Origin of the sequence: Prevotella lacticifex, assembly GCF_019973375.1 — a bacterium.
In the GTDB taxonomy this organism is placed as follows: Bacteria; Bacteroidota; Bacteroidia; order Bacteroidales; family Bacteroidaceae; genus Prevotella; species Prevotella lacticifex.
The window spans coordinates 72,937-87,244 of sequence record NZ_BPTV01000003.1 but is presented as its reverse complement, the minus strand read 5'-3'; the positions used below and the strand labels follow the sequence as shown (position 1 = coordinate 87,244).

The following is a 14,308-nucleotide window of genomic DNA, read 5'->3' as shown; positions in this document are numbered from 1 at the left end:
TTGTCGGTGCGAGAACGATAGCTGCTGCCATAGCGGTGCCACGTGGCGCTGACGATAATGCGATTTAGACTTCTGAATATCAATTTAGAAAGCTAAAATGACACTATACGATAAATTACTTAACCTCCCTTTACTCCAAGGACTTAGCTACGATGATTTAAGTGATGTTGTGGCCCATTCGAAGTTCAATTTCATCAAACGCGGCCGCGATGAAACTATTGTCGCTGAGGGTGCGCCGGCATCTCATCTAATCTTTGTCCTCCGAGGTTCAGTGATGGTCAGCCACCGTGCGGCCGACGGCAGCTACAGCGTCATGGAGGAACTCAATGGTCCTCTGATGTTGGGCCTCGACCGTCTGTTCGGTTTCGAGCAGACCCACAGCGGTGAGATTCGGTCGCTGACCAATTGCAGTCTGCTGATGCTCTCGAAGCCGGATGTCCTCCAATTGGCCGACAAGTACTTTATCGTCCGCATCAACATCATGAACCGTCTGGCCACCAACGCTCAGAAACTTGAGGCCACCGTGTGGCAGCGGTACCCCGATACTATCCTCCATCGCATGCAGTGCTTCTTCCGCATCCACTGTCTCTATCCTGCCGGACGTAAGGTTGTCCGCATCAAGATGCAGGTTTTAGCCGATGAGGTCCATGAGAGCCGCATCAAAGTTTCGCGACAGCTCAACTCCTGGCAACGCTCCGGATTGATTGTCTTGGGCCGTGAGAGGATTGAAATTCCGCGGCTCGATGCCCTTTTACAGTTAAAAGATGACGATTAAACGTTAAAAGTAAGCAATTGGTGACCCCAGTTGCTTTTTTTATATTAACTTTGTACAAAATATGAGTATCATGGATAAAAATATAGAGAAAGCAAAGAATCATATAAATCCGTTCCTCCATCCCTACGGCACTCCCCACGATGCTGTCCCCTTCGACAGGATTGAGCTTGCCGATTATGAGGAGGCGATGATGGAAGGCATCCGCCGCGACAACGAGAGTATCGACCGCATTGTTAATAATCCCGATGAGCCCACATTCGAGAATACGATTATCCCCGAGGACGAGGTAAAGGGCCGTAAGCACTACTACGATCTCCTCGACCGCGTGACGACGGTATTCTTCAATCTGCTCAGTGCTGAGAGCAACGACGACCTCGAGGCTCTGGCTCAGAAGATGAGTCCAATTCTCACGCGCCATGCCAACGACGTCAGTCTGAACCCCAAGCTCTTCGCCCGCATTAAGTATGTCCACGACCATCACCGCGAGCTCACCCCCGAGGAGAGTATGCTCTTGGAGAAGAGCTACGACGGTTTCGTGCGCAGCGGTGCCCTCCTTGATGAGAAGGGCAAGCAACGGCTGCGGGAGCTCACGGAGGAGGCCGGCAGGCTGAGTCTCACCTTCTCGCAGAATCTTTTGAAGGAGAACAAGGCTTTCGAACTCAATATCACCGACGAGGCCCAACTCGACGGACTACCCGATTCCGTCCGTGAAACGGCTGCTGAGACGGCGCGTGAACGGGGTGAGAAAGGATGGGTGTTCACCCTCGACGCTCCGAGCTACGTGCCATTCATGATGTATTCATCGCAGCGCGACCTCCGCAAGAAGATGTACATGGCGCGGGCCACTCAGGGCACCCACGACAATGGCAACAGCAATATCGAGGTCTGCAAGCGGCTCATCAACCTCCGCAGGGAGATGGCTCAGCTCTTGGGCTACAAGACTTATGCCGACTACGTGATGAAATACCGTATGGCGTCGAACGTGAAGAATGTTTACAAACTCCTCGACGACCTCATCGAAAACTATAAGCCCACAGCCTTGAAGGAGCAGGCCGACATCCAGGCGCTGGCCAGAAAACTCGAGGGCGACGACTTTGAGGTGATGCCGTGGGACAGCTCGTATTATTCGCACAAGCTGAAACTCGAAAGGTTCGACCTCGACCCTGAGATGCTCCGCCCCTATCTTGAGGTGAGTAATGTTATAAAAGGTGTATTCGGCTTAGCCACACGACTTTACGGCATTACGTTCAAGGAAAGGAACGATATTCCGGTGTATAATCCCGATGTCCGCACTTATGAGGTGTCGGATACCGACGGCTCCTATCTCGCCCTCCTCTACGTCGATTTCCATCCGCGTAAGGGTAAGCAGGACGGTGCTTGGATGACCGAGTATCAGGGCCAGTGGATAGAGCGCGACGGTACTAATGTGCGGCCACATGTCAGCCTTGTGATGAATCTCTCGCGGCCGACAGCCGACAAGCCGGCACTGCTCAACCTCAGTGAGGTCGAGACCTTCCTCCACGAGTTCGGACATTCGCTCCACGGCATGTTCGCCAACACCCGCTTTGAGAGTCTTTCGGGAACAAACGTTTGGTGGGATTTCGTTGAGATGCCGTCGCAGTTTATGGAGAACTACGCCGTCGAAAAGGACTTCCTCCATACTTTTGCTTTCCATTATAAAACCGGTGAGCCGATGCCCGACGAGCTTATCGACAAGGTTGTGGCCAGCCGCAACTTTAATGCTGCGTCGGCATGTCTGAGGCAGGTGAGCTTCGGTCTGCTCGATATGGCCTACTATACGCTCACAGAGCCGTTCACTGCCAATCTCATGGAATTTGAGAAGAAAGCATGGGCTAAGGCCATCATTACCAAGCAGTTGCCCGATACCTGCATGACGACCCAGTTCTCCCACATCATGGCGGGAGGCTACGCAGCAGGCTACTACAGCTATAAGTGGGCTGAGGTGCTCGATGCCGATGTCTTCAGCGTGTTCAAGAAGAACGGAATCTTCGACCGTAAGACGGCACAGTCGTTCCGCGACAATATCCTCTCGCGTGGCGGTACCGAGCATCCGATGGTTCTCTACAAGCGTTTCCGCGGTCAGGAACCAACCATCGACGCCCTCCTCGAACGCGACGGCATTAAGAAAGGTGACGATAAATAATCCGGATGGAGACGATTCCGGGCTGTATTGGAACAGATAATAAATTTTTAAGCTGATGAATACTCAAGGTTCAAATGACGAGAAGAAGCACAGGGAGCACAAGCAGCTCCTCCTCGACTACCGCTATCTGCGCATGGCCCGTATATGGGCTGAGAACAGCTACTGCGTTAGGCGGAAGGTGGGTGCCCTCGTCGTCAAGGACAAGATGATTATCTCCGACGGCTACAATGGTACTCCGAGCGGTTTTGAGAATGTCTGCGAGGATGAGAATAACGTCACCAAGCCCTATGTCCTCCATGCCGAGGCCAATGCCATAACGAAACTCGCCAGGAGCGGCAACAACTCCGACGGCTCCACGCTCTACGTCACTGCATCGCCGTGTATAGAGTGCGCCAAGCTCATTATCCAGGCCGGTATCAAGCGTGTCGTCTACGGCGAGAAGTATCGGCTCTCCGATGGTATCGACCTCCTCAAGAGAGCGAAGATCGAAACTGTTTACCTCAATCCCGACGAAAACATCAATGACAATGATGACAATGAACAACAGAAATAACAAGCGGTTTATGCCCCTCATTATGGCGGTGTGCGTCATAGTCGGTATCTTTATCGGCTCGTTCTACGCCAACCATTTCTCGGGCAACCGTCTGAACATCATCAACAACGGCAGCAGCCGGTTGAGCAATCTACTGCATATCATCGACGACCAGTATGTTGATTCCGTCAATATCAACGACCTCGTCGAGAAAGCCATTCCGCAGATTCTTGCCGAACTCGATCCTCACTCGGTGTATATCAGCGCCAAGGATGTCGAGACTGCCAACAACGACCTCAAGAGTTCGTTCTCGGGTATCGGCATCGAATTCGTTATCCGGCAGGACACTATACAGGTGCAGAACGTAATCAAGAATGGTCCCGCCGAGAAAGCCGGACTCTTGGCCGGCGACAAGATTGTGGCCATCGACGGCAAGCCTTTCGTCGGCACTCAGGTTACCAACGAGGAGGCTGCCCACCGCCTTATGGGTCCGAAGGGAACGAAAGTCAGCGTCGGCGTAATGCGGTACGGTGAAGGGGGAATGAAGAATTTCACTATCACCCGCGACAACATCGTAACTAAGAGTATCACAGCCACTTACATGCTCAACGATACCATCGGGTACATGCGCATCAAGAGTTTCGGTGAGGCTACTTACACCGAGATGCTCTCGTCGCTCGCCCAACTCAATGCTCAGGGCATGAAAGGTCTCGTCATCGACCTCCGCGACAACGGCGGCGGCTATCTGCAGGCTGCGGTCAATATGGCCAACGAGTTTCTGCCCAAGGACCGTCTTATCGTCTATACGCAGGGCCGTAAGAGTCCGCGCACCGACTATAAGAGTGACGGTCGCGGCAACTTCCAGAATCTGCCGCTCGTCGTGCTCATCAACGAGGGGTCGGCATCATCGTCAGAGATATTCTCCGGAGCCATGCAGGACAACGACCGTGCCACTATTGTCGGGCGCCGATCCTTCGGTAAGGGCCTTGTACAGCAGCAGATTGGATTCCCCGACGGTAGTATGATCCGGCTCACCGTAGCCCGCTACTATACTCCTTCGGGCCGCTGCATTCAGAAACCTTATCAGCCCGGTGATGACGCCGATTATGAGGCCGACTTGCTGAACAGATACCAGCATGGAGAGTTCTTCTCGCAGGACAGCATCAAGCAGTCGGGACCGGCTTATCACACCGTCCTCGGCCGCACTGTCTATGGCGGTGGCGGCATCATGCCCGACGTGTTCGTCCCTGAGGATACAACGAATTTCACATCTTATTATAAGCAGGCTCTCATGAGCGGACTCATGCTCCAGTATGCCTTCACCTACACCGACCAGAACCGGCAGAATCTGAAGGAGTTTACCGAGATGCAGCCTCTCGCCGATTATCTGAAGAAACAGAATCTCGTGGAGAAGTTCGCCGATTTTGCCGCCAACAACGGCATGCGCCGCCGCAATCTGATGATAATGAAATCGCATAGTCTGCTCGAGCAGTTCCTCGACGGAAGGATAATCTATAATCTCCTCGATGAGCAGGCTTGGAACGAATATATCAACGCCAATGACCCGACTGTGCTCGCCGCTATCAGAGTGTTCAAGACAGGGGCTTTCCCTAAGCGGCCTGCACCGGCGCAGCAAAAGAGATAGACTTATGGAGGCTGCGGTTGCTTGCGCATCTGCGGCCTCTGTAGCTTTGTTGTAGATTCTATAGCTTCTATAGCATCTATAGTTTCATAGTTTTCTATAGTTTCTATAGCCACGACAAAAAAACGACAATAATAGGAAATGATGGACAAGAAATCATTGCGAAAGCAGGTAAGAGCCTTGAAGAAAACCTTCTCAGCCAAGGAACTCCGCGACATGTCGGACGATGTCATAGCCCGACTCTTGGCACTGCCTGAGGTGAAGAGCGCAAGGACAATACTTCTGTATTATTCCCTCGACGATGAAGTATTCACTCACGATGCCGTCGATGAACTTGTGGCCGAGGGAAAGGAAGTGCTCCTGCCCGTCGTCGTCAGCGATTCGGAGATGGAAATCCGTCGGTACAACGGTCCCGAAGACTTGCGCCGTGGGTCGCTGAACATCATGGAGCCGGTAGGGACTCCCTTCACCGATTATCAGTCTATTGATGTCGTAGTGGTTCCCGGTATGGCTTTTGATGCCGACGGCAACCGCCTCGGACGTGGCAAAGGCTACTACGACCGGTTTCTCGCTCTTGTCCCCGATGCATATAAAATAGGTGTGTGCTTCCCGTTCCAGAAGTTTCCGACTGTCCCCGTCGACGACAACGACGTGAAAATGGACATTATTATATAGAACATTATTCTCCTGCAAACCCACCGATTTCTCAACCACGATAATGGACAACTCAGTATTCTTCGATTTCCTTCGATTCTGTCTTGACGACGATGCCCCACTGCCGTCGTCGGCCTCAGCCATCAACTGGCAGCGGCTCTACGATTTGGGGCATAAACAGGGCATTGTAGGGGTGCTGTTTCATGGCATCAAAAGGTTGAAGAGGAACGATCCCCACCCCACTCCTCAGGTGCTTGCACAGATTGGAACGGAGAATGCCATGATAGTGGAAAGCAATAAGGAGGCCTATGCCGATGCTTTCAGGGTCACCGAATTTGTCTATCGTCGCTACGGCCACCGCAGTTGTATCCTCAAAGGTCAGGGCAACGCTCTTATGTATCCTGACCCCTACATGCGCGCCTCCGGCGACATCGATCAGTGGATTGTACCCAACGATGGCGAGACCGTTGAGGATATTATGAGACTCTGCCGGCGCATCGATCCCAATTGTAAACTCCAATATCATCATGCTGAGCTCACCGACGACGGCTCGACACCCGTGGAGATGCATTTCCGCCCGTCGTTCACGGAGAATTTCATCTACAATGCCCGACTTCAGAAGTTCTTCGAGCAGGAGGCTGCCAATCAAGTGGTTAACATTGTCAGTCTCCCCGATAATCTCGGACGGATTTGTGTCCCTACCGACTCCTTCAACCGCATCTTCCAGTTGTCGCATGTCTTTAAGCATTTTCTCTCCGAGGGTATCGGCCTCCGCCATGTCATCGACTACTACTATCTCTTGAAACGGGGAATAACCGAAGATGAGAAACGAGAGTATGCAGCTGTAGTCCGACGGCTCGGAATGGAGAAGTTTGCCCGCGGACTGATGTTCATTCTCTCCGATGTCCTCGGACTTTCACCCTCGTTACTGCCGATGGCATCTGATAAGAGAGTCGGAAAGATGATTCTCCGTGAGGTGATGAAGGGCGGTAACTTCGGCAAATTCGACGAGAGGTTCGCCGGAATGGAATCAGATAATCCCATTCTTAATGCATTTTATAGTATTGTGAAGAATATGCGCTTTGCTTTCGAGTTCCCACAATACACTGTCTTTGCCCACATCTCATGGATTCTTTGGTGGCATTTCTTCTACCGTTATCATATTAATAGAATTGTTGCAGATTAGGTTTTCTATTCAGAAAAATATTTACACCCGTTCCCATATATGCCATTTTGTCGTCTAAAACGGTCCATTTCGCAAGCTGAAATGAACCGTTTTGCGCTTCAAAACAGGCCGTTTTGGAACGCAAAATGGCATGTATTGTAATTGGTTGTTATTCAGATGATTACGAGGACGCGACAAGATTGTGTAATGTTTGAATTATTTTTACATTAGTTTCCCCCTGTTGCAGTTTATTGTCCTCGTCTTTCACCGTTATAATCCCTAATGGAGGAACTTATTGCAGTTTCCTCTCAGCATACTTCTGAATGCAGTCCGGTATTATGCGCTGATAAGTCTCATCGCCAAGGAGGGTCGATGTCAGCAGCATATCGGCCGTCGTGCGGTCGGTGGCGTAAGCGATATTGTAGAGCGATGCCAGCCGGCTCAGTGCTGAAACATCATTCTGATGGCCTTGTACGGCGAGGTTGTCGCAGAAGAATATTAGCATGTCAATCTTTCCCTCGGCAATCATTGCACCTATCTGCTGGTCACCGCCGAGAGGTCCCGACAGCAGTCGTGTCACCTTGCCTTTGAAAGGTGTGGCGAGAGTCTCCTTGCCGTCCTCACCCTCAGTGGCTATGGAAAGTTCACTAATCAGCTTGCCGGTGGTTCCCGTGGCATAGAGGTTATGTTTCGAGAGCAAACTCGAATTGTATCTCACCCAGTCAATCAGCTCCTTCTTGCGGGAGTCGTGCGCTACGAGCGCAATGTTTAAAATCTCTTTCATAATCTATCCTTTTTAGTGAAAATATGTCACATTTTGTCTACATTGTCTTAACAGCAATTACCATGCCAATCCTTTTTCTTTCTTATTGTTATTTCGTTACATTTAATTTGGCAGTTACAAAAGAAATATGTAACTTTGTAGAAAATTGTGACTGTATGAATATTCGTTCATTAATAATAATTCTCCTCGGTAGCGCAGCCCTCTTCATGAGCTCATGTGGTAAGGGCGGCGGCGAAAATAAGGCCGCGCGGCGGGCTGCTCAGGCCAAGGCACGTGCCGAGGAACAGGCTGCATTCAAGGTGGCTGTGACCCCCACCCTCGACTGTCTGCCGTTCTTCCTCATGAAGGACAGCATGCTCTACGACAGTACTAAAGTCGACTTGCGGCTCAAACCGTTCAATGCTCATATCGACATTGATACGGCATTCGTAGGTGGCAGTGTGCAGGCCGGAGCTACTGAGCTCGTGCGCGCCGTCGAACTCCGTCGGACTCATAGGGTGCAGATGCGCGCCATAGCCGTCACTCCGCTCCAGTGGACTCTCGTCGGCGATAAGCACAACAAGATAACATCACTGAAAAGCCTTGCAAATCACATGGTTGCGATGTCGCGATTCTCGGCTACTGACTGGCTGACAACGATAGCGCGGAAGCGTGCCAAGACTGATGACATCATCTTTTCTGTTCAGATTAATGATGTCAACCTGCGCAAGCAGATGATTCTCAACGATGAGATGGATGCCGCTTGGCTCCCCGAGCCACAGGCCACGGCAGCCTTAGGCGCTGGCAATGTGGCACTGGCCAAGAGCGATGATGAGGGCCGCAACTTCGGAGTCATAGTCTTTCTACCGACCATCAACGATGATGCGAGCCAGCGCGAACGGCAACTCGAGGCCGTGAAGACCGCCTACGACAAGGCTGTGAAGCTCATCAATACACATGGACTTAAATACTATAAGGCTCTGATAAAGAAGTATATGGGTGTCGACGACAAGACCATCAGCCGACTGCCAAAGGTGACATTCCCCTCTACAGGCGGCGCGGCACGTGCCGATATCCTCGCAGCCGAGAAGATAACATTCCAGAAACATACACCAAGAGTGAAGATACAATGATACAGGATACCATTCATGACATTATCTCCGATGTCCTGCATAGCAGACTGTCGGAGGCTTTAGACAAGTTGAAGCCAATCTTCGCCGAGCACCCAAGTCTTGTCGACAGGTCTGAGGTTGAGGAGATTGACAATGCCTTCAGGATGATGCTCCACTATATGGACAACGATGCCGACGACTCTCAGCGCATGGACCTCTACGAGAATCTCCTGTGCCGGACCTACCGTGTGGCAGCCGATCTCGACATATCATGGCGTTGCAAGAATGTGGGATTCTATATCTCTCAGTTCAGCAAGGCCGCACATATTAATATGTCGCCGTCGTTCGTGCGTACGGTTCTTGAGACTTACGTGTCAGATATGGCCATGCTCTCCCTCGGTGGCGACGACGACAACGGTCAGAAAAAAGAGGATATCGTCGCCCGTCATCAGTCGTTCATCGAGCGTCTCTTCGCTTCCATAATTGTATCGTGCCAGTGGAGCGACGGCGACCGCAACTTCTGGACGTCGCTGTTGCTGTCGCCGACAATCGATATTGCTGACAGGGAACTGATAATGTCGGCAATCATGATCAGTGCCATGAATCAGTTCGATGTCAATAAGTTCAAGACGACGATGGCCGTTTACAAGGACGCTGCCGATGAAACCCTGCGGCAGCGGGCCCTCGTGGCTTTCGTGTTCTCGTGGAGGAATGATGATGTGCTTAATATTTATCCCGATTTGAGGGAAGATGTAGCTGAGATAACGCTATTGCCGGGTGCGTCGCGTGAGCTCCTCGAACTGCAAAAGCAGCTTATTTTCTGTGTCAACACCGAGAAGGACAACCTGAAGATTGTCGACGAGATAATGCCGACGCTGAAGGATAATATGCGCTTCCGTATCAATGGCTTGGGAATCATTGAAGAGAAACCCGACGACAAGATGCGCGATATCCTCAATCCTGAAGCCGATGATGAGGATGCCGAGAAAGTGGAGGATACCGTTCGTAAGGTTGCCGATATGCAGAAGAACGGTACAGATATCTATTTTGGTGGATTCTCACACATGAAAAGGTTCTCGTTTTTCAATGCTGCCGCCAACTGGTTCCTGCCCTTCAGCTTCGAGCAACCCGACGTTATGAGAGCTATGCAGCAGAAAGAGATGAGTGATATGCTCGAGAGCATTTTTGCGCACACACCCTTCTGCAACTCCGATAAGTACTCTATGGTCTTCGCTTTTAGTCACGTCTTCAACTCGATTCCGGCGAATATGCGCGAGGCTCTTAGTGCCGGAGGAGTCGTCGGTACAGGATTGGAGAAGTCGGACGAAGACTCTCCGGCTTTTATCCGCCGCTTGTATTTGCAGGATCTATACCGATTCTTCCGGCTGTATCCACAACGACACGACCTCGTTAGAATCTTCGACGACGAAAATTTCTTATTTTTCACGTCGGCAATATTCTATGGCACACCTGTACAGAAACATTTTCCGGCACTCGCCGTATTCCTCCACGACCATAAAAGGTTCAACGAGCTGCGCTCTCTGCTGCCATGCTTCAACTCCACGCAGTCAGCGACATTCACTTTTATGTTGCTCTCGGCGAGTGTGGAGATGCATTTCAAAAACCCGTCGAAGGCCATAAGACTCTATCAGTCAGCACTCCAGAAGTCGCCCGACAGTGAGATCGCCCTCAAGGGACTGGCTCGTGCGGCAACGGCAAGCTCTGAGCTCGATGTCGCTGAGCAAGTCTACGGCAAACTGCTGGAGCTTGAACCCGGCAATAAGTCGTATCTCGTCCATAGAGCATTGGCTCTTATGGAATTAGATAGAACAAGCGATGCCGCAAAAGTTATCTATGAGGCCGACTATCGTTATCCTAATGACCGTGACGTGCTGAGGGCAAAAGCGTGGCTCATGATGCAACAGCATGAGGCCGCCGAGGCCGAAACTATATACCGTCGACTGACATCTGACGACGACAGCGGGATTGATGGCGGAACCATCGTAGCCGAGGATTATCTTAATTTCGGCTATTCGCTGTGGGCGGAGGAACATTTCGGTGAAGCACGGAAAGCCTTCCGAAAGTTTCTCGAAATGGCTCCCGACAAGGATATCAGGGATGTTTTCGATATTGATGCCTTCATGCTCGAAATCTATAACATTGGCGTTGAGGATAGGAATCTTATGGCTGAGCTCGTCGTTTTCAACGGCAACTGACAGATGGCAGAGCCTTCAGCAGGGCTCTATAGTACAATAAGGCGATACTTTAAATAAAAAATATAATACATTGGAAGATAGATTATTAGGCGGTAAGACCGCTCGCTATTATACACTCGGATGCAAACTCAACTTCTCGGAGACGAGTTCCTTCAGAAGTGGCTTCATGAACCTCGGCGTCACCGATGCCGCTGAGGGTGAAAAAGCCGACATCTGTCTCATTAATACCTGCTCGGTCACGGGTGAGGCCAATCACAAGTGCCGTCAGATAATCCACAGAATGGTGCGTGAGAACCCCGGTGCCTTTGTAGTTGTCACCGGATGCTACGCTCAGCTCGAAGCCAAGGATATTGCTGCGATGCCGGGTGTGAGCCTCGTCCTCGGCTCCAACGAGAAGGTTAATCTTGTCGAAAGAGTCGTCGAGGCGATGAAGGAGGAATTGGTAAATCCTGAGGTTTTCAGTCACGGGGCTGAGATAGAGAATGTTTTTGCAGGTCAAACGGACGATGCCAAGAAGCCCGTTGGAATGATTCGGACGTTCCAGCCGTCGTGCGCACGGGGCAACCGCACGCGCTATTTTCTGAAGGTTCAGGACGGATGCAGCTACTTCTGTACTTACTGTACCATCCCCTACGCCCGCGGATTGTCGCGTAACCCGCCCATCAGCACCCTCGTCGATCAAGCCCGTAAGGCCGCTGCTGAAGGCGGAAAGGAGATTGTCATCACAGGAGTGAATATTGGTGATTTCGGTGAGACGACCCATGAGACGTTCATCGACCTCGTAAAAGCCCTCGACGGCGTTGAAGGAATAGAACGATATCGAATCTCGAGTATCGAGCCTGACCTGCTCTCTGATGAGCTTATCGATTATTGTGCGCACAGTCGGGCTTTCATGCCCCATTTTCACATACCGCTTCAGAGCGGTTCTGACACCGTTCTGAAACTTATGCACAGGCGCTACGACGCCGCACTCTTCGCCCATAAGGTGAACTATATAAAAGAGGTGATGCCCGATGCCTTTATTGGTGTCGATGTAATGGTGGGCTGCCGGGGTGAGCATCCGGAGCATTTCCAGCAGACATACGATTTCCTTGCTGCTCTGCCGGTGACCAAACTCCACGTCTTCCCATATAGTGAGCGACCGGGAACGGCGGCTCTGCGCATTCCTTATGTTGTCGATATGGCGGAACGGAAACGCAGAGCCCGTAAGCTCATAGAGCTGTCGGACGAGAAAACACACGATTTCTACGCCCAACATATAGGCCGTAAGGCCGAGGTTCTCTTCGAGAGAGCACAAGAAGGACATGCCGTTCACGGGTTTACACGCAACTACATACGTGTAGAACTCCCCGCCGACAAGGTGCACGACGATTACGACAATACCATCGCAGAGGTTGAACTCGGCGGTTTCAATGCTGATGGAACGGCTCTGATGGTCAAGAATATAGAACCTTCAATGCCGCTATAATGGCTTGGTCTTCAATGATCTTGGGCCCTTTCAATGCCGATTTAACGGTTCTGATGGTTAAGGGACAAAATCATTAAATGCCGGTGAAACGGCTTGATGGTCAGATAATTAAAGAAAAATATATTTCTCTTCACAATGAAAACAGCAATAGTGATTCTCAATTGGAACGGAAGGAAGATGCTTGAGAAGTACCTGCCCAACGTGATAGAGTACAGTCGCGACGAGGCGCAGATCTTCGTTGCTGACAATGCTTCCACCGATGACTCCGTAGAATGGCTGAAGAAGAATTATCCTATGGTCAGGATCCTGGTTCTCGACCATAACTTTGGATTTGCTGAGGGCTACAACAAGGCACTCCGGCAAGTGGACGCCGACTACTACGTCCTGCTGAACTCCGACGTGAAGGTCACCCACCACTGGCTCACGTCACTCGTTGAGGAGATGGATGTTCATCCCGAGATTGCGGCTTGTCAGCCGAAATTGCTGTCTATGACCGACAACGATGCCTTTGAATATGCCGGTGCATCGGGTGGTTATATCGACCGCTATGGCTATCCTTTCTGCCGCGGACGCATCTTCGATACTGTCGAGGACGATAACGGACAGTACAATAATGCTCAGGAAGTGCTATGGGCCACAGGGGCTTGTCTGCTCATACGGTCGTCCGACTACTGGAAAGCGGGAGGCCTCGACGGACGTTTCTTCGCTCACAACGAGGAGATTGACCTCTGCTGGCGACTCCATCAGATGGGCAAACGCATATATTGTTTCCCCGAAAGTGAGGTGTATCATCTCGGCGGCGGAACCCTGCCAAAGACGAATTCGAAGAAGACATTCCTCAATTTCCGCAACAATCTGACAATGCTCTATAAGAATCTGCCCGACAACGAGTTGAAGAAGGTGATGAGGGTGAGATGGTTCCTCGATTATCTCGCAGCTTTCGAGACTCTCCTCATCAACCATAACTTGGCTGATTTCCGTGCTATATTTCAAGCACGAAAGGCGTTTAAGAAGTGGCGGAAGAATTTCGATGCAGACAGGGCAAAATTAAAGAAGGATATCGAGAAGTCGCATACTGAGGCTTCGGAGCTCGGTATGACCTTTCTTCCCGACGGCCGTCGCAGTTTCAGTATCCTCAAAGAATATTATCTCCGCGGCCATCACCGCTATTCGCAGTTGCCGGAGTAGACTGCTGTGGGCATCCATTGAATATTAAGTAAATACGATATAATCAAAGTCACATGAAGATACATTATTTATATATAGTCCTTTTGGTTGCGTCAGTCCTTTCCGCTTGCGGACAGAAAAAGGAGCAGCCGGTACCGGCTCCGGCACCTCCCGTCAGCAAGGTGGAGATGAACGTTCCCTCGGGGACTAAGGCTCCGGCCACCGAGCCCGTCGATACAATCCCAGGACAGACGCACTTCACAGTCACATGCACGTGCCTGGGCTCCACCGACCCCGACCTTCTCGACGTGCTGCCGCGTAATCTCAATACTGCACGGCGCGACACGTCGTTACTCCGTCAGATAAATGAAGGACGCGTGTATGTAGTAAAACCCGGTGAACGGGGCTACATCCTCGCAAAAGAAGGCGACCGCGTTCAACTGCGGTTTCCCGATAAGATTGTCTGGCTTATGGTGAGCGATACTAAGTAAGTGCCCTATGCGACTCCGCATACTTATGTTGACTTACTTTAACTGCTGACTCGTTACATCGTGGCAGCCAATAATTTATGGTGTGACCGCTACTCTACCTTACCGAAAATTAACAAAAAAAATATCCATTTTCTGTATCAACGTAATGGATTTTTATAT

General features: G+C 51.0%; 12 protein-coding genes. 11 read left to right on the top strand and 1 reads right to left on the bottom strand.

Going from position 1 to position 14,308, the window contains the following annotated elements; all coding sequences use genetic code 11:
• The first annotated feature begins 97 nt into the window (after window positions 1–97).
• The 6 genes from LDN30_RS14265 to LDN30_RS14240 all read left to right on the top strand — a co-directional run bounded on the left by LDN30_RS14265 (window position 98) and on the right by LDN30_RS14240 (window position 6,953).
• Window positions 98–775 carry a Crp/Fnr family transcriptional regulator gene (locus tag LDN30_RS14265; protein ID WP_223930025.1) on the top strand — a complete coding sequence of 226 codons (678 nt, stop codon included), beginning with the start codon at window positions 98–100 and terminating at the stop codon, window positions 773–775.
• 70 nt (window positions 776–845) lie between these two features.
• Window positions 846–2,939, top strand: coding sequence for a M3 family metallopeptidase (locus tag LDN30_RS14260; RefSeq protein ID WP_223930023.1), 2,094 nt, complete (start codon window positions 846–848; stop codon window positions 2,937–2,939).
• 55 nt (window positions 2,940–2,994) lie between these two features.
• Entirely contained in the window at window positions 2,995–3,492 is a 498-nt protein-coding gene (locus LDN30_RS14255) for a dCMP deaminase family protein (protein ID WP_223928230.1), read from the top strand.
• Window positions 3,476–5,116 (top strand): S41 family peptidase, encoded by a 1,641-nt coding sequence (locus LDN30_RS14250; RefSeq protein ID WP_223930021.1) that lies wholly within the window; start codon window positions 3,476–3,478, stop codon window positions 5,114–5,116. The genes LDN30_RS14255 and LDN30_RS14250 overlap by 17 nt, the downstream gene beginning before the upstream one ends.
• A gap of 138 nt (window positions 5,117–5,254) precedes the next feature.
• Window positions 5,255–5,788: a 5-formyltetrahydrofolate cyclo-ligase gene (locus LDN30_RS14245; RefSeq protein ID WP_306421528.1), complete on the top strand. Its 534-nt coding sequence runs from the start codon at window positions 5,255–5,257 to the stop codon at window positions 5,786–5,788.
• Window positions 5,789–5,831: 43 nt separating this feature from the next.
• Window positions 5,832–6,953, top strand: a complete 1,122-nt coding sequence (locus LDN30_RS14240) for a nucleotidyltransferase family protein (RefSeq protein WP_223930019.1) — start codon at window positions 5,832–5,834, stop codon at window positions 6,951–6,953.
• A gap of 271 nt (window positions 6,954–7,224) precedes the next feature.
• Here the strand turns inward: LDN30_RS14240 and LDN30_RS14235 are convergent, their stop codons facing one another.
• Window positions 7,225–7,716, bottom strand: a complete 492-nt coding sequence (locus tag LDN30_RS14235) for a methylglyoxal synthase (protein ID WP_223928227.1) — start codon at window positions 7,714–7,716, stop codon at window positions 7,225–7,227.
• A 155-nt stretch (window positions 7,717–7,871) separates the two neighbouring features.
• Between LDN30_RS14235 and LDN30_RS14230 the strand changes: the two genes are divergently transcribed.
• From LDN30_RS14230 to LDN30_RS14210, 5 genes are all read left to right on the top strand, one after another.
• Entirely contained in the window at window positions 7,872–8,828 is a 957-nt protein-coding gene (locus LDN30_RS14230; RefSeq protein WP_223930017.1) for an ABC transporter substrate-binding protein, read from the top strand.
• A complete protein-coding gene (locus tag LDN30_RS14225) occupies window positions 8,825–11,023 on the top strand; it encodes a tetratricopeptide repeat protein (RefSeq protein WP_223930015.1) in 2,199 nt (732 codons plus the stop codon). The genes LDN30_RS14230 and LDN30_RS14225 overlap by 4 nt, the downstream gene beginning before the upstream one ends.
• A 70-nt stretch (window positions 11,024–11,093) precedes the next feature.
• Window positions 11,094–12,491, top strand: coding sequence for a tRNA (N(6)-L-threonylcarbamoyladenosine(37)-C(2))-methylthiotransferase MtaB (mtaB, locus tag LDN30_RS14220; protein ID WP_223930013.1), 1,398 nt, complete (start codon window positions 11,094–11,096; stop codon window positions 12,489–12,491).
• Window positions 12,492–12,626: 135 nt separating this feature from the next.
• On the top strand, window positions 12,627–13,679 hold the full coding sequence (locus LDN30_RS14215; RefSeq protein WP_223930012.1) for a glycosyltransferase family 2 protein: 1,053 nt from the start codon (window positions 12,627–12,629) through the stop codon (window positions 13,677–13,679).
• Between the two features lie 53 nt (window positions 13,680–13,732).
• On the top strand, window positions 13,733–14,149 hold the full coding sequence (locus LDN30_RS14210; protein WP_223930010.1) for a hypothetical protein: 417 nt from the start codon (window positions 13,733–13,735) through the stop codon (window positions 14,147–14,149).
• Window positions 14,150–14,308: the final 159 nt, after the last annotated feature.